The organism is Amycolatopsis halotolerans (assembly GCF_042647905.1).
Taxonomy (GTDB): Bacteria; Actinomycetota; Actinomycetes; order Mycobacteriales; family Pseudonocardiaceae; genus Amycolatopsis; species Amycolatopsis halotolerans.
The window spans coordinates 122,076-137,756 of the sequence record NZ_JBHRWI010000027.1 but is presented as its reverse complement, the minus strand read 5'-3'; the positions used below and the strand labels follow the sequence as shown (position 1 = coordinate 137,756).

At 69.4% G+C, this 15,681-nt stretch carries 13 protein-coding genes; 4 read left to right on the top strand and 9 right to left on the bottom strand.

From position 1 onward, the window contains the following. Positions 1-28: 28 nt before the first annotated feature. Positions 29-916, bottom strand: a complete 888-nt coding sequence (locus tag ACFORO_RS22655) for an LLM class flavin-dependent oxidoreductase (RefSeq protein ID WP_377872998.1) — start codon at positions 914-916, stop codon at positions 29-31. Positions 917-973: 57 nt separating this feature from the next. Between ACFORO_RS22655 and ACFORO_RS22650 the strand changes: the two genes are divergently transcribed. Further along, positions 974-1,798 carry an HAD family hydrolase gene (locus tag ACFORO_RS22650; RefSeq protein ID WP_377872999.1) on the top strand — a complete coding sequence of 275 codons (825 nt, stop codon included), beginning with the start codon at positions 974-976 and terminating at the stop codon, positions 1,796-1,798. A 233-nt stretch (positions 1,799-2,031) separates the two neighbouring features. Here the strand turns inward: ACFORO_RS22650 and ACFORO_RS22645 are convergent, their stop codons facing one another. Both ACFORO_RS22645 and ACFORO_RS22640 read right to left on the bottom strand, forming a co-directional pair. Beyond that, positions 2,032-2,763 carry a lysophospholipid acyltransferase family protein gene (locus ACFORO_RS22645; RefSeq protein ID WP_377873000.1) on the bottom strand — a complete coding sequence of 244 codons (732 nt, stop codon included), beginning with the start codon at positions 2,761-2,763 and terminating at the stop codon, positions 2,032-2,034. 64 nt (positions 2,764-2,827) lie between these two features. Further along, entirely contained in the window at positions 2,828-4,345 is a 1,518-nt protein-coding gene (locus ACFORO_RS22640) for a hypothetical protein (protein WP_377873001.1), read from the bottom strand. 223 nt (positions 4,346-4,568) lie between these two features. Between ACFORO_RS22640 and ACFORO_RS22635 the strand changes: the two genes are divergently transcribed. The 3 genes from ACFORO_RS22635 to ACFORO_RS22625 all read left to right on the top strand — a co-directional run bounded on the left by ACFORO_RS22635 (position 4,569) and on the right by ACFORO_RS22625 (position 9,861). Further along, entirely contained in the window at positions 4,569-6,458 is a 1,890-nt protein-coding gene (locus tag ACFORO_RS22635) for a DUF6541 family protein (protein WP_377873002.1), read from the top strand. A gap of 278 nt (positions 6,459-6,736) precedes the next feature. Further along, the gene (locus ACFORO_RS22630) at positions 6,737-8,275 is read left to right on the top strand and encodes a tachylectin-related carbohydrate-binding protein (RefSeq protein WP_377873003.1); all 1,539 of its coding nucleotides are present in this window, start codon (positions 6,737-6,739) and stop codon (positions 8,273-8,275) included. 41 nt (positions 8,276-8,316) lie between these two features. Next, on the top strand, positions 8,317-9,861 hold the full coding sequence (locus tag ACFORO_RS22625) for a tachylectin-related carbohydrate-binding protein (protein WP_377873004.1): 1,545 nt from the start codon (positions 8,317-8,319) through the stop codon (positions 9,859-9,861). A 66-nt stretch (positions 9,862-9,927) separates the two neighbouring features. Here ACFORO_RS22625 and ACFORO_RS22620 read toward each other — a convergent pair whose 3' ends face one another. The 6 genes from ACFORO_RS22620 to ACFORO_RS22595 are packed head-to-tail and all read right to left on the bottom strand — an operon-like array spanning position 9,928 to position 15,622. Beyond that, on the bottom strand, positions 9,928-10,944 hold the full coding sequence (locus ACFORO_RS22620) for a lysylphosphatidylglycerol synthase transmembrane domain-containing protein (protein WP_344281775.1): 1,017 nt from the start codon (positions 10,942-10,944) through the stop codon (positions 9,928-9,930). Positions 10,945-10,958: 14 nt separating this feature from the next. Continuing rightward, positions 10,959-12,203 (bottom strand): acyl-CoA reductase, encoded by a 1,245-nt coding sequence (locus ACFORO_RS22615; RefSeq protein ID WP_377873005.1) that lies wholly within the window; start codon positions 12,201-12,203, stop codon positions 10,959-10,961. Beyond that, positions 12,200-13,252: a LuxE/PaaK family acyltransferase gene (locus ACFORO_RS22610; protein ID WP_377873006.1), complete on the bottom strand. Its 1,053-nt coding sequence runs from the start codon at positions 13,250-13,252 to the stop codon at positions 12,200-12,202. The genes ACFORO_RS22615 and ACFORO_RS22610 overlap by 4 nt, the downstream gene beginning before the upstream one ends. Further along, entirely contained in the window at positions 13,249-14,655 is a 1,407-nt protein-coding gene (locus ACFORO_RS22605) for an AMP-binding protein (RefSeq protein WP_377873007.1), read from the bottom strand. The genes ACFORO_RS22610 and ACFORO_RS22605 overlap by 4 nt, the downstream gene beginning before the upstream one ends. Then, positions 14,652-15,386 carry an SDR family NAD(P)-dependent oxidoreductase gene (locus ACFORO_RS22600; protein ID WP_354743569.1) on the bottom strand — a complete coding sequence of 245 codons (735 nt, stop codon included), beginning with the start codon at positions 15,384-15,386 and terminating at the stop codon, positions 14,652-14,654. Before ACFORO_RS22600 ends, ACFORO_RS22605 begins: the two co-directional genes overlap by 4 nt. Further along, on the bottom strand, positions 15,383-15,622 hold the full coding sequence (locus ACFORO_RS22595) for an acyl carrier protein (RefSeq protein ID WP_344281790.1): 240 nt from the start codon (positions 15,620-15,622) through the stop codon (positions 15,383-15,385). Before ACFORO_RS22595 ends, ACFORO_RS22600 begins: the two co-directional genes overlap by 4 nt. Positions 15,623-15,681 lie beyond the last annotated feature (59 nt).

Here is a 15,681-nt window from a genome sequence, read left to right as displayed (position 1 = left end):
GCGGCCTCCCCGCCGCGGTCACGAGGCATTACTCGGCCTTGAGGCCCGGAAGCACCTCTTCGACGACCTTTTCCAGCACCGACTCGTGGCCCTCATACGGCCCGCTCGAACGCGGCCAGTGCACGATGACGTCGGTGAAGCCCAGCCCACGGGCCCGTTCGGTGGCCTCGCGGAACGCCGCGACGCTGCTGAGCGAGAACACCGGCGCCGCGTCGAGGCTCAGGTACCGCTGGATGCCCGCCGGTTCGCGACCGGCCGCTTCGAGCCGCTGGTCGAACGTGCGGACCAGCTCCTCGATACCGGTCCACCATTCGTCGAGGGTGGATCCGCCGCGACCGGTGGTGACCCAGCCCGCCCCGAACCGCGCGGCCAGCGTCATCGTGCGCGGGCCGTTCGCCGCGACCAGGAACGGCAGCCGCGGGCGCTGCACCGTGCCGGGCAGATTCCGCGCGCCGCGCGCGGAGTAGTACTCGCCGGAGAAGTCGAAGTTGTCGGTCATCAGCAGCCCGTCGAGGGCTTCCACGAACTCGGTGAAACGGTCGACCCGCTGCCGCGCGGTCAGCTCCGGCGCGGCGAGCACCTGCGCGTCGTAGCGCGAACTGTCCACGCCCGCGCCGACGCCCAGCACGAAGCGCCCGTCGGACACGTCGTCCAGGGTGATCAGCTCGCGCGCGAACGGCACGGGATGCCGCGCGACCGGCGAGGCGACGAAGGTGCCCAGCCGGATCGTGGAGGTGACCATGGCCGCCGCGGTGAGGGTGGGCACGGCGGAGAACCACGGTCCGTCGACCAGCGATCGCCAGCCCAGATGGTCGTAGGTCCACGCGTGGTCGAAGCCGTACTCCTCGGCCGCGCGCCATTTCGGCTCGGCCGCCCACCAGCGGTCTTCAGGAAGAATTACGATGCCTGCTCGCACGAGGCCGACCGTAACGTCCAGCACTGACATTCGCTCGAACGGGCGGCGACCGGGAGAATGGGACGCGTGGAGAAACCCCGGTTGATCGCGTCCGATGTCGACGGCACCCTGCTCGGCCCCAGTGAAAAAGTGACGCCGCGCACGGTGGCGGTCGTCCAGCGGGTCCTGGCCGACGACGTGCCGTTCGTGCTGTCCACCGGCCGCCCGCCGCGCTGGATCGCGCCGATCGCACAGCCGCTCGGGCTGACCGGGTACGCGGTGTGCGCCAACGGAGCCGTGCTGCTCGACATCGGAGCCGATTCGGTGGTCGCGGTGCACGGCGAACTCGAGCCGCTCCTGCTGCACGACCTGGCCTCCGCGCTCGACAAGGCGCTGCCCGGCTGCCGGCTGGCCGCGGAACGGATCGGCACCGGATCGGTGGACCACGAACTGCGCAATTTCGTGATCGAGCCGGAGTACCACAACCCGTGGGGCGACGAGGAGAGCCGGATCGCGCCGCGCGCCGAGGTGCTCGGGAAAACCGCGATCAAGCTGCTGGTCAGCCGTCGGGGGATGGCGTCGGGAGAGATGGCCGAGGCGGTGAACGCGGTGCTCGACGGCGCGGTGGACGTCACGTACTCGTCCACCGGCGGGCTGATCGAACTGTCCGCGCACGGCGTGACCAAGGCGACCGGGCTCGCGGACATCGCCGAACGCTTCGACGTGCCCCAGTCGTCGGTGATCGCCTTCGGCGACATGCCCAACGACGTCGAGATGCTGCAGTGGGCCGGCCACGGCGTCGCGATGGCCAACGGACACCCGAAGGTGCTGGCCGTGGCGGACGAGGTGACCGGACCGGCCGCGGAGGACGGGGTGGCGCAGGTGCTGGAGCGCTGGTTCTAAACGCCCCCACGCGAGTTCAGGAGCGCGCGGAGGTTCTCGCCCCCGGTCAACGGTCCCGCCGCACACCCCACTGCTGAGAACACCCCAATGTGGCATTGGGTGCATCCCACGCACCCAATGTGGCGTTCGGTGCGTTCAGCGCACCCAATGTGGCGTTCGGTGCGTTCAGCGCACCCAATGTGGCGTTCGGTGCGTTCAGCGCACCCAAAGTGGCATTGGGGCGCGAGCAACGCTCAGGAGCGACGGTCGAGCGCCGCGGCCTCCTCCGGCGTCGGCGCGCTGCCGCCGAGATGCGCGGGCATCCACCAGCGTTCGGCGTCGCTTTCCGGGGCCTCCGGGTACTCCGCCTGCGCCTTCTCCAGCAGCTCCGACATCCGGGCGCGCAGGTCCGCCGTCAGCGCCTCGCACGAGTCGTCCGGGCCGGGGCTCATCGGCTCGCCGATCACCACCGAAATCGGCACGTGCCGGTGGGTGAGGTCCTTCGGACGGCCCTTCGTCCACAACCGCTGCGTGCCCCACAGCGCCATCGGGATCACCGGAACCCCCGCCTCGGCGGCCATCCGGACCGCGCCGGTCTTGATGTCCTTCACGGTGAACGACCGGCTGATCGTGGCCTCCGGGAAGACGCCGACGACCTCGCCCGCGCGCAGCCGCGCCACCGCCTCGTCGTAGGACGCCTGCCCGGCGGCGCGGTCCACCGGGATGTGGTGCATGCCGCGCATCAGCGGACCGGCGACCGGGTTGCTGAAGATCTCCTGCTTGGCCATGAACCGCACCAGCCGCTTGGCCGGACGGGCGCCGAGGCCGCAGTAGATGAAGTCCAGGTAGCTGACGTGCGTGCAGGCGAGCACCGCACCGCCGCGGGCGGGCACGTGCTCGGCGCCGGTCACCCGGAGGCGGTTGTCGAGCAGCCGGAACATCAGCCGCGCGGCAACCAGGACGGGCGGGTACACGAAGTCAGCCATGCGCCAAGGCTACGGGACCGTAGGTTTCCCGCCGGTAGGTCGCGCGGGTCGGCTCCGCCACACTTCAGGGGCAGGACACGTAGTGGAAGTCCGGGGCGCGGTCGAGCTCGTCGACGAGCCGGCTCGCGTCGTCGGCGCGCGGGTAGACCGAGATCCAGAACGGCGTCCCGGTACGCCGGAAGGTGGCGACGCGGTACCAGGCGGGCAGGTCGTCGGCACAATCCTGGCGGCTGGCATAGCCCGAACGGCCGGGCACGGCGAGCGTCGAGCGTTCCGCGTCGAGCCCGACCACCAGCACCTGCGAACCGGCGCGGCTCGCGAGCAGCCCCGGCGATCCGGCGCTCACGACGGACCCCGGCGGCAGGTAGCGAGCGAGCCAGTCGCCGACCTCGGCCAACTGCGCGCCCTGCGTGCTCCAGGCCTGCACACGCTCCAGCACTTCGGGGCTGAGCACGGAGACCGACACCGCGACCCCGGTAAGCGCCGCGGTGACCGCCGGGACCGCTCGGGAAACCGCCCGCGGCCTCGGCACCGGGGCGAGGACGCCGCATCCGGCCACCGCGACGACCGCCAGCAACGGCGGTACCGGCACGAGCAGCCGCCACGAGAGTCCCGGATCCTCCTCGAAGAGCACCACGAACGCGGTGTGCCCGACAGCGAGCGCCAGCAGCAGCCACAACGCGGGCCGGGCTTCCGCCGCGCGTCCCCGGTTCGCCACCAAGCCCGCCACGACCACGGCCGGGACGAGAAACCCCAAGTGCGCCAAGGCGAAGCCGCCCAGGTACGACCAGTCCGGTCCCGGCGGCAGACTCGCGTCGGGCACGAACCGGTCGTAATAGGTGATCCGCCAAGCCGTCCACGGAGCCAAGAAAACCAGCGCGCCCAGCACAAACCCGACCGGCGCCCACCAGGTGTGCCGCCCGCGCGCCGCCGCGAAAACGAGCCATCCCGCGCCGACGACAGCGAGCACGAGCCCTTCCGGCCGCGTCATCACCGCGCTGGCCACCAGCACCCCGGCGACCAACGGCCGGCCCGCCACCAACGCGTACGAGACACAAAGCACCAGCAACGCGAACATCGGCAGCTCAGTGCCCGAAAGCCCGTACACCGCGAGCCCGTTCGCCCCGGCGGTCAGCAACGCCGCCGCGACCCCGACCGCTCGCCGGGGCTCGACCCCGTCCGGCAACGCGAGCGCGGCAATGCGATTGGCGAGGAAATACGCCAGCACCACGCACGCCAACGCGGCCGCGCCGCTCAATACGACGGCCGCGGACGGCACTTCCGCACCGAATGCCCCACGCGGCAATGCGATCACGACGAGCCAGAGGAAATTCGCGTACGTTTCGCTGCGATCGCCAGTGTTGAAAACGGGCCCAACGCCGTCAGCGATGTTCTGCGCGTACCGGAAACTGACGTACGCGTCCTCGGTGGCGGTGGCGAACAACAGCTGATGCGACAACGAAAACGCGAGAACGAGAAGAAGAACCCCGACGCGCCACCGCCGGTCGTGTCCTATCCGCCGCCAAGCGGCGACGACCAGCGCGGCCAGCGCCAGCCATCCCCCCACGACCGCGTAAACCACGCGCCCCCAACCTCCCGCGCCCCTCACCCGTCCGGCCGACCCCTGGCGGACCGCTCCTCACCAGTTCCAGTCAAGCGCGCGGCCGCGCTCCGCCGACATCAGCCGTTCGGGTGTATATGGGTGACCGCTAGTCTGGGGCTTGATTCCAATCCGCCACGGCGGGGGCCGGCGGATGTCCCGTGACCTGAGGAAGACTGTGCCGAGCGAACCCACCCTGCTGTCCGTGGCAGTCAGCATCATCTGCTGTCTGCTCGTGCTCGGAATCCCCGGGCTCATCACCGGTCTCGCCGCCGGTCTGCGCGGCTGGCTGCTCGCCGGTCTGACGCCGCTGCTGAGCTACGCCATCGCCGGCCTCGCGGGTCCGTGGACGGCGGCGATCGGGCTGCCTTTCAACACCTGGACCTTGGCACTGACCACGGTGATCTTCGCGGCTGTCGCGTTCGGACTCCGGCGCCTCACCGTGCGCCGGTGGCCGCACGAGCCGGAACCGCGGTCCTGGGAGCCGCGGGCGAACTGGGCGGTCGGCGCGTGTGTCGTCCTCGCCACCGCGATCGGGTTCTACACCGCGGTTCATGGCATGGGTCACCTCGGCGCGATCGCGCAGGGCGGCGACGCGCCGTACGCCGCCAACGGCATCCGCTACATCGCCGAAAGCGGCGACGGCAGCCTCTTCGGCATGAGCAAGCTGAACTGGTACGGCGACGGTTCACCGCCCTTCTACCCCAACGCCTACCACCTGCTCGCCTCCGTGCAGTACACGCTCAGCGGCGGTTCGATCCCGCTGACCCTCGACGTGAACACCGCGCTGCTGCCGGGCTTGCTGGCGCTTTCGCTCGCGGTGATGGTGCGGGCGTTCCGCGGTCGCGCCGTGCTGGCCGGGGCTGTCGCGCTCGCGTCGGCCGCGCCGGTGATGGGCCTGTACGAGTCGATGAACCGCGGCCCGCTGTTCCCGTTCCTGGTGGGCATCGCGCTCACCCCGCTGGCCGCCGTGGTGCTGCGCCGCTACCTCGACCGGGTCGCGCTGGACACCGGCTTCGTGCTGATGCTCGGGGCGATCGGCCTGCTGTGCGTCCACTCGTCCGCGTTGTTCGGGGCGATCCTGTTCGCCGGGCCGCTGCTGGTGCAGCGCTGGATCGAGCGATGGCGTTCGATCGGCAAGGACCTGCTGGCGCTGCTGCCGATCGCGGCGGTGTCGGTTCTCGTGGCGTCGATGCAGCTGTTCGGCGCTTTGGGACAGGCGAGCAGCTGGGGCTATCTCGGCTGGCCGAGCGAGTGGCGCGCGACGACCGCGCTCGGCGCGCTGCTCGGATTCCAGCACTTCGAACCGCATCCGCAAATCTGGCTTTCGGCGGCGCTGCTCGTCGGTTTCATTTTCTTCTCGAGGCTGGGCGGCCTGCGCTGGATCGGGCTGACCGCGCTGATCACCGGCCTGCTCTACATGGCGGTGGCGTCCTCGGACTCGCCGCTGGTCATGGCGCTGTCGCGGCCGTGGTGGGACGACCCGTACCGGTTCATCACGATGGCGATCGTGCCGCTGTCGTTCATCGCGGGCCACGGCGTCGCCGCGCTGCACGAGTGGTTGAAGGAACGGTTGCCCTCGCGCGTTCCACCGGCCGCGCTCGCCGCGGTGGTGCTGCTCGCCTTTGTCGGGGTCACGAAGGGCCTGTACACCCGGACCAACAGCGAAGTGGTCGCTGGCGGCTATCACAGCCCCGACCCGCGCAACCAGAACATCACGCCCGGCGAGGAACGCTCGATGGTGGAGCTGGGCAAGCTGGCGAAGCCCGGCCAGTGGGCGATGAACGACCGGTACGACGGCACCCCGTGGACCTACGCGCTCAGCGGTGTCCGCACCGTCGCCGCCCACGACGACGGCTCCAACCCGCCGTCGGACGCGGTATTGCTCGCCGCGCACTTCCGCGACTACGAAACGAACCCGGCGGTTCGCGCCGCGGCGGAGCGGCTCAACGTCCACTGGGTGATCCTGGGCCGCCCGGCCGCGCCGCCGAAGCCCGCGTACGCGAATGAAGGCCTGATCGGACTGGACGGGCTGCCGTTCCTGAAAGAGGTCTACCGCAATGCGGACGCGGTGATTTACCAGCTGAATCGCTGAGCGTATTCGATTCCAGCGGCAGGATTTTCCGAAATCCTGCCGCTGGTTTTTTTATGGTGCCGTTTCCCGCTGACCGGCACAGTGTTCCGCGTCACGGTTCTTCCGGGTAATGCCTGCGCACGCCCATCGATAGTCAGTCCGGTCAATCGAAAAAGATTGGCTCGCGCGGACGACTTCGAGGGGGAAGCCAGCATCGACACAGTAGCCGAAATTGCGCCATTCAGTCTATGGACAACGCATCCGCAGTCAATTACCGCACGGTGAAGGAAGAAACGTCTGTGCCTCGAAGAACCAGCAGAATTCTGGCCCTTTCCGCCACCCTGGTCACCGGCAGCGTGCTCACCTCGCTCCCGGCACACGCGGTCTCCGGCGGAACCACCGTGCCCACGGGCACGTCCGGCTATCTCGCCCGCGTTTCCACTCCCACCAAGGCATGCTCGGCCGCGCTGATCGACCCGTCCTGGGTCATCACCTCGAAAGGCTGTCTGACCGCCGACGCCAACGGCGCTCCCACGGAAAACGCGACCATCAGCGTCGGCGCGGTCGACGTCAGCACCGGAGCCGGGACGAACGCCAAGGTCGTCCGCGTGGTCAGCCGCAGCGACCGCGACGTCGCGCTGGCGAAACTCGACAAGCCCGCCACCGGAATCACGCCGGTCGCGTTGGCCACCACCGCCCCGAAGAACGGCGACACCCTGCAGTTGGCCGGATTCGGCCGCACCGCAACAGAATGGGTCCCCGCCCGACCGTCCATCGCGTCGTTCTCGGTCTCGTCGGTGAACGCCACCGAGGTGTCGGCGACGTCCGCCAGCGGCTCAGACACCTGCCTTGGCGATTCAGGCGGACCGGCGCTGCGCACGGTGGGCGACAAGGTCGAGGTCGTGGCAGTCAACAGCCGGTCCTGGCAGCACGGTTGCCTCGCGGTCACCGAGACGCGCCAGGGCAGCACGGAAGCGCGGGTCGACGATCTCGCGGACTGGGTTCGGCAGAACACCGTCCCGACCCCGGTGAGCTGCCCGAACGGCGCGGTCATCTGGGACGACCTGTCCGACGGCAACCTGTATCGGCACATTCACAACGACCCGGCGAACGGCACCCCGAGCTGGACCGAGCCGACCAAGTCGAGCGGCAACGGCTGGTTCGGCCGTCCGATCGCGGGCAAGAACGGCGTCATCTGGGACATCCACCGTTCGAACGGCGCGGGCGACCCGTTCGGCAACGGCTCGCTGAAGATGTGGAAGTGGGACGGCACGAACCTGACCGGCGGCAAGCAGGTCGGCGACGGCTGGGCCCGCTACCTCACGCCGGAGTACCAGAACCGTGTCACCGTCGACCAGGCCGGCCGGATCTTCATGGTCGACGACCAGGGCCAGCTGCGCGTCTACATCTGGGATGACGCGGCCAACTGGTGGGTCAACGGAAGCGGCCAGGTCCTCGACACCGGCTGGACGAAGTACGACTCGATCACCGGAGCGGGCGACGGCGTGCTGTACGCCCGCACGCCGAACGGCGACCTGTACCGCTTCCAGTACGACTTCGCCGCGGCGAAGTGGACCCAGCGGGACAAGCTGGTCGGCACCGGATGGAACTGGTTCACCGGAATCTTCTCCCCCGGCGCGGACATCCTGTACGGCCGCGGCTCCTGGGGCCCGAGCCCTTGGGACGGCAAGAACAGCCCGATCCTGCGCTGGTACCGCTATTCCGCGAACACCGACAGCTGGCTGCCGGTGAACGCGAACGGCGTCAGCATCGCGACCGGCTGGAACACCGACCTGCACGCGACCGCGGCACCGGACTCGTGCCGGTTGGTCCCGTGAGCGACCACCGCCAGAGCCGATCCGGACCTCGGAGGACTCCGATGCACAGACAAACCACCAGACTCGCGACGCTGTCGTTCGCTCTGCTTACCGGCGGAACCCTCGCCGCCGTGCCCGCGAACGCAGTGTCCGGCGGCACCACCGTGCCCCTCGGCACGGCGAGCTACCTCGCCCGTGTCTCAACCCCCGCCAAGGCGTGCTCGGCCGCACTGATCGACCCGTCCTGGGTCATCACCTCGAAGGGTTGCCTGACCGCCGACGCCAACGGGACTCCGACGGAGAACGCGACGGTCAGCGTCGGCGCCGTCGACGTCAGCACCGGAGCCGGGACCACCGCCAAGATCGTCCGCGTGGTCAGCAGAACCGACCGCGACGTCGCGGTGGCAAAACTCGACAAGCCCGCCACCGGAATCACGCCGGTCCCGGTGAGCACCACCGCGCCGAAGAACGGAGAAACGCTCCAGCTGGCCGGTTTCGGCCGCACCGCAACCGAATGGGTCCCCGCGCGGCCGTCGACGGCGGCATTCGCCGTGTCGTCGGTGAACCCGACCGAAGCAGCGATGACCTCGGCCAACGGCGCGGACACCTGCCTCGGCGATTCGGGCGGACCGGCCCTGCGCACAGTGGGCGACAAGGTCGAGGTCGTGGCAGTCAACAGCCGGTCCTGGCAACACGGCTGCCTCGCGGTCACCGAAACCCGCCAGGGCAGCACGGAAGCCCGGGTCGACGACCTCGCCGACTGGATCCGGCAAAACACCGTCCCGACCCCGGTGAGCTGCCCGAATGGTGCCTCAATCTGGAGCGTGCGCACCGACGGCGGCCTGTATCACTACGTCCACAACACACCCGTCGACGGACGGGCGGGCTGGCAGGTGCCGTCCTCCGGGGTCGGCTCGGCCTGGTTCGGCCGCACCCTGGCCGGCACGAACAACACGGTCTGGGACATCCACCGCTCGAACGGGACGAGCGACCCGATCCCGAACGGAGCGCTCGCGCACTGGGTGTGGACGGCGAACGGCTGGTCCGACGGCTCCGTGATCGGAAGCGGATGGCAGCCGTACCTCGCCGCCGAAGGCAGCAACCGGGTCACCGTGGACACCACCGGCCGGATCATCGTCATCGATCCGCAGGGTCAGCTGCGCTTCTACCGCTGGGACAACACCGCTCGCAGCTGGGAAAACCCCAACGGGGAAACGATCGACACCGGCTGGGGCCGGTTCGACTCGATCACCGGCGCCGGTGACGGGGTGTTCTACGCCCGCACCCCCGCTGGTGCCCTGTACCGCTTCCAGTACGACTACGCCAGCCACACCTGGCTGCAACGCGACAAATCCGCGGGCACCGGCTGGCAAGGCTTCAGCGAGCTTTTCTCCCCCGGCGCCGACATCATCTACGGCCGAGGTTCCTACGGGCACAGCCCGTTCGACGGCAGTGTCGGCCCGGTTCTGCGGTGGTACCGGTACTCGCCCAACACCGACTCCTGGGGGCCCTCCGCCTCCGACGGCGGCGGCATCCCGGTCGGCACCGGCTGGAACACCGAGATCCACGTAACCGCGGCACCGGACTCGTGCCGGTTTGTCGCGTGAGCTGAATTTCTAGACATAAGAAAGGGGCCGTCCGAATCGGACGGCCCCTTTTCCTCAGCCTGAAAGTCAGGCCGCGTCAACAGCTTCCGTACGCCGAGCCGCCACCTTAGCCGCCAGCGCGGCAAATCCAGCCGTCAGCAAGTCGGCCACCGTGAACATCACTCGCGAAGCCACCGCGAACGCCGTTGCCTGGCCGACCGTCAAGCCGCTTGCCGTCAGCACCGCGACCTGGGCGACCTCGCGGACTCCGACCCCGCTGGGCAGGATGAACGCGAACGTGCCGACCGTCATCGCGACTGCCATCGCGCCGATGCACAGGATCAGGCCGTTGAAGCCGGGGGCGCCGACCGAGTTCGCCAGCAGCCACAGGTGCACGCCCTGGAACACCCAGGCGCCCATGGACGCGCCGAATGCCTTGAGCACCACGCCCCAGCCGAGCGGTTCGGCCAGCGGCGGGCGGCGCAGGATCTTCAGTACCAGCGACGTGCCCCAGGTCAGGATGCGCGGGTGCAGCAGCGCGAGACCGACCGGGATCAGCACGAACAGCCACATCGCGCGCGGGCTGTTGCTGAACAGCGCCGGGGCCGCGAGCAACGACACGACCAGCGCGGACACCACGCCGAGGCCGAGCTGGATCAGCGAGCCGGTGAAGATGCGGGCGCGGGCCAGGCCCGCTTTGCGGCCCAGCTCCATCTGCAGCAGGTACGCCCACACCGAACCGGGCACGTACTTGCCGAGCGAGCCGACCAGGCAGATCTGCGCGCCCCGGGCGTAGCCGACCGGCTTGTCGCCGAGGTGGTCGACCAGGATCTGCCAGCCCCACACGGACACGAGGATCGACACCATCAGCGCCACCAGGCTGAGCACCGACGACTGCCAGGCGACGTCGTCCAGCGTGCGCCAGAACTCGTCCCAGTTGGACGCCAGGCTCTTCGCCGCGAAGCCGATCACCAACAGGATGGCGACCCAGCGCACGACGTCGAGCACCCGCGCCTTGGTGGACTTGCGGGCTTTTCCGGTGGTCGGGGCGTCCTCAGTGGACGGGGCGTCGTCCCCCGGGCTCTGCGTACGAACGGTCGTCACTGCCTCTCAGCTCCTCAGGCCTGCACCGTGACCAGCCGGCTGAACTCGGACAGCAGATCGTAGCCGTCCCAGACCCCGGCGAACGTGAGGGCCGACCCGAAGGGCACGACCCGGTCCACCCCGCGTCCGGCGAGTGCCGTCACGAATCCGGTCAGTTCCTCGCGGGTGAACCCGAACTGGCTCACCGTCTGGTCTTTGCGCGCCACGATCGGCACCAATTCGTCCAGCGACGCCACCGAGGCGTTCGCGAACGTGCCCGCGCCCAGCCATTCGCGCGGCATCACCGCGGCGTCGGCCAGCTCGAGCGTCGCCAGCGCGTTGCCGTCGAAGCGGATCGACGACACCAGCCCGTCGACCGCCGCGCCGTACGCCGACACGCGCTTCTGCACGGCCATCGCCGGCTCGGTGACGTGTTGTTTCGCCACCAGCACCTGGGCGAGCAGCTCGCGGAACTCACTCCCGGCGGCCTGCGCGCCCGACGCGTCGCCGACCCAGAACACCGCGCGCGGCGACGAGCAGGCGGCCTGGTCGAACCAGTACGAGTCGTTGTAGAACCCCTCGGCGGCGGCCCGGCGCTGCTCCGGCGCGGCCTCCTGCCAACCGCGCACCGACGCGATCGCGAACGACGAGCGGTCCGGGAACGTGAGGTCGCGCGCGTGCGGGGCCAGCGGGTATTTCCGCAGCGCGGCCACGGAAGCGTCGCCGCCCCAGATCACCCGCAGGTCCGCGGCCAGCGACAACGCGCCGCTGACCTCGTCGCTGCGGTCGTAGGTGACCATGCGCTGGGTGGCCCGGATGGTGGCCGCGGTTTCCGGTGACACGTCTTTGAGCGCCGCGTTCAGCGCCTCCAGGACGGCCTCGGCGGCACCGGCCGAGCGCGAGGACACACGCACGACGTTGCTGTTGCCCGCCAACGCCGACAGCGCCCAGGAGTACACGAAAATGGTGTCCACATTGGCAGGCGGCACGTGGAAAACGAGCCCGCGCGGGAAGCGCAGCGAATCACCACTCGTTTCCAAAGTGGACAGTGATTTCGCGAGTTCTCCCTTGCGCAGGAAGAAACCCAGCGAGGCCAGCTCCGGGAAGCGGCGCGCCAGCGCGGGCGCGAGCAGCTTGCGCGCGAACTTGGTGACGAACTCGACCACCCGCGGATCGCCGACGGTCAGCCTGCCGCCGGAGGGTTCCTCGCGCAGTTCGTCCAGCAGCGCGTCGACCGAAACCGAGTCGCCCAGCGGAAAACGCTGTTCCAACGCACTCATGCGGCGGCTCCGGTGAACGTGTCCGAGCACCCGCGGGCCTCGGCCTTCGGCAGCCTGCCCAGCACGGAGAAGTGCTTGCCCGGCCAGTCGCCGTCGTCGATTCCGTTGTAGACGCCCAGGTCCTCGGTGAGCAGCACGTGTCCGGGGTACGACCGCGGCAGCGTGCTCACCACCTCGATGACGCCCGGCTTGCCGACCGGCTGCTCTTCCCACGTCTCCGGGTCGCGGATCACGACGTCGGCGAAATCGGGGCAGTACAAGGAGTTCCCGGACGGTCCTTCGAGGAACACGGTGCCGATCTGCTCGATCATCCCGTAGTAGTTGTGGATCCGGGTGAGGCCGGTGTCCTCGGCGAACCGGCGGCGGAACTCGCTGTTGTCGACCGCGCGGTCGATCAGCTTCTTCCATCCGCCGGAGTGGATGAGGATGCCGTTCGACAGGTCGAGCTTGTGCTCGCGGGCGACCTCGTACAGGTACTGCCACACCATGAAGGTGAAGCCGAAGATCAGGAACGGCCGATCCCCGTACTCGGCGAGGAACTTCCGCACGGCCTCGACGTCCGGCTTGTCGTTCTCGTCCAGCACGTAGGTGTGCTTGCGGCCGAAGTTCGCCATGCCGAGCACGCCCGCGCCGCGCGCGGAGAACGACCGGCGGTTCTTGATGATGCCGATGGTGTCGACCATCAGCATCGGCAGCCGCTCGCCGCCCAGCACCTCCTGCAGGGTGGCGCCGAGCTGCTTCGTCTGCGCCGCCGCCGCTTCCTTGTCCAGGTAGATCCGCGACGCACCCGCCCCGGTCGTTCCCGAGGACGTGAGGGTTTTGAAGACCTCGGCGTCCGGAATGGACTTCAGGTCGTGCGTCTTGAACATCCGCACCGGCAGCCACGGCAGGTCGGCGATCGAGCCGAACGACGCGTCCGGCGCGAACCCGAGCGAGGACAGGATGCGCTCGTACCCGGCGGAGTTCGCCCGGTGGTGCGCGGTCAGCTCCGCGAGCTCGGGAAGCAGCGCCGCCTCTCGCTCCGCCTGCGAGCGCGTGAACACACTCATACCCGTCCTTCCAGCGACCGGTAGTCGATCTTGCCGCTGGCCAGCAGCGGCACCGTGTCGATCGGACGCACGTCGAACCCGCTGGCGTGCAGGTGCAGCCGCTCCGCCAGCGCCCGGGACGCGTCCTTGCAGATCGCCTTCGCGCCGTCGCCCTCGGGCAGCTCGGCGAACAGCACGACCTTGTCGCCCGCGGCCACCGCGGCCACCACGTCGATGCCCACCGCGGCCGTGCGCACGGCCTGCTCCAGGTCGTCCAGGCTGACCCGGTTGCCGAAGACCTTGCCGATCCGCTTGAGCCTGCCGGTGATGTACAGATACCCCTCGTCGTCGAGATACCCGAGATCCCCGGTGGCCAGCGTTCCGCCGTATTCGTCGCCCGCGCTCAGCCCGGCTTCGTCCTCGGCATAACCCATCATCACGTTGGGTCCACGGTAAAGGACCTCACCGACAATTTTGGGATGCGTGGTTTCCTCGCCGTCGTCCCGGCGGATGGCGAACGCGCCGCCGGGCAGCGCCGGACCGGCCGAGCCGATCTTGTCCGCGAGCCGTTCGGCGGGCACCGTGGTCATCCGCGGGGACGCCTCGGTCTGGCCGTACATGACGTACATCCGGCCGCCGACCGCGAGCATCTTGTCGTTGAATTCCGCGACCAGCTCGTCCCGCAGTTTCCCGCCCGCCTGGGTCAGAGTGCGCAGGGTCGGATACTTGGCCGGATCGAACTTCAGCCGACGCAGCATTTCGTAGTGATAGGGCACGCCGGACAGCGAAGTCACGCCGTGTTCCTTCACCGCGTCCCAGAATCCGCGCCCCAAAACGCCAGAAGGTTCGATAACCACAGTCGCGCCGCGCAAAAGGTGCGAATTCAGCACCGAAAGGCCGTAGCTGTAGTGCAGCGGCAGGCAGGTCGGCGCGACCTCGTCCGCGTCGATCTCCAGCACCTGTGCGATGGCCTCGGCGTTGGCCAGCAGCCCTTCGCGAGACAGCCGGACGAGCTTCGGATTGCCGGTGGATCCGCTGGTCGGCAGCAATACTGCCAGGTCAGGATGCGGCTCGACGCCGTCGGCGGAGTCGCGCACCCAGTCGGAGCCGCGGGTGGTGTACCCGGACGGAGCGTCACCGGAGGCCGCGAGCACGGCCGCCGGACGGAACCGCTCGACCAGCCCGGTCAGCACGTCGGCGTCCAACGCCGGGTCGATCAGCGCGATCGCCCGGCCGCCCTCGAACGCGCCCAGGTAGGTCAGCACGCTGTCGAGGTCGACCGACATCCGCGCGAAAACGACGCCCACCGGCAGCGCGGCCAGCGCGTCCGTCTTCCGGCGCAGTTCGGCCGACAGTTCCACGTCGTCCAGCGTGCGGCCCCCGGCCACGTCGACCAGCCGGGAACCCGCGCCCACCAGAGTCACAGCACCAAGCCTCCGTCGATCCCCAGAACCTGCCCGGTCACGAACGACGCCTCGTCGCTCGCCAGGAACCGGATCACCGCCGCGACCTCCGCGGCCTGGCCGAGGCGGCCGAGCGGGGTCTTGGCGACGTTCGAGGCGCGGGCGTCCTCGCTCAGGCTTTCGGTGAGGGCGGTTTCGATCACCCCGGGGGCGACCGCGTTGACCCGGATGCCGGAGCGGCCGAGTTCCTTCGCCGCCGAGCGCGCGATGTTCGCGACCGCCGCCTTCGAGGCCGCGTAGACCGTCTGGCCCGCGCTGCCGTATTCGCCGACCACCGAGGCCAGCACCACGATCGCGCCGGTCTTCTTGCGCATCATGGCTCGCGCGGCCGCCTGCACGGTGTGCAGCGTGCCCGCGACGTTCGTGGACAGCGTCCGGTCGACGTCGTCCGGGCGGATCATGCCGAGCAGGCCGCCCTCCATGATCCCGGCGTTGGCGACCGCGACGTCCAGCTTGCCGTGCTCCTTGGTCACTTCCTTGACCAGTGCGGCGACGGCCTTCGCGTCGGTGATGTCGAGCGCGCGGCCGCTGACGGAGGGCCCGACCGAAGCGGCGGCCTCCTTGGCGGCGGTCTCGTCGCGGCCGGTGAGCACCACGGTGGCCCCGGCCTCGGCGAGCGCCCGGACGGTGGCCAGGCCGATGCCCCTGGTACCACCGGTGACCAGGGCGACCTTGCCCTCGAACGTGCTCACGCCTTCTCCTGCAGCTCCTTGACCATGTCCACGGCCACCTTGAAGCTGCTCATGTCGATGACCTGGTCGGTGTCGAATTCGATCTCGAACTCGTCCTCGATCGCCGCGATGAGAGCCATGTGGCCGACCGAGTCCCACGCCTCGATGTCGCGGTACTTGAGGTTCTCGACGTCGACCCCGTCGTCGAGCTGGAGAGCGTCGATGAAGACTTCCTTCAGCTTGTCCTGCACAGCCATGTCTACCCGGCACTTCCTTCTCGAATGGGGCTGGTGACCACTATCGACGGTACCAACCG

Bases quoted from the DNA above. Each gene is read 5' to 3' on its own strand.
- ACFORO_RS22650 (WP_377872999.1), top strand. From the start codon at position 974: ATGGGACGCGTGGAGAAACCCCGGTTGATCGCGTCCGATGTCGACGGC.
- ACFORO_RS22645 (WP_377873000.1), bottom strand. From the start codon at position 2,763: ATGGCTGACTTCGTGTACCCGCCCGTCCTGGTTGCCGCGCGGCTGATG.
- ACFORO_RS22625 (WP_377873004.1), top strand. From the start codon at position 8,317: ATGCACAGACAAACCACCAGACTCGCGACGCTGTCGTTCGCTCTGCTT.
- ACFORO_RS22615 (WP_377873005.1), bottom strand. From the start codon at position 12,203: ATGAGTGCGTTGGAACAGCGTTTTCCGCTGGGCGACTCGGTTTCGGTC.
- ACFORO_RS22610 (WP_377873006.1), bottom strand. From the start codon at position 13,252: ATGAGTGTGTTCACGCGCTCGCAGGCGGAGCGAGAGGCGGCGCTGCTT.
- ACFORO_RS22595 (WP_344281790.1), bottom strand. From the start codon at position 15,622: ATGGCTGTGCAGGACAAGCTGAAGGAAGTCTTCATCGACGCTCTCCAG.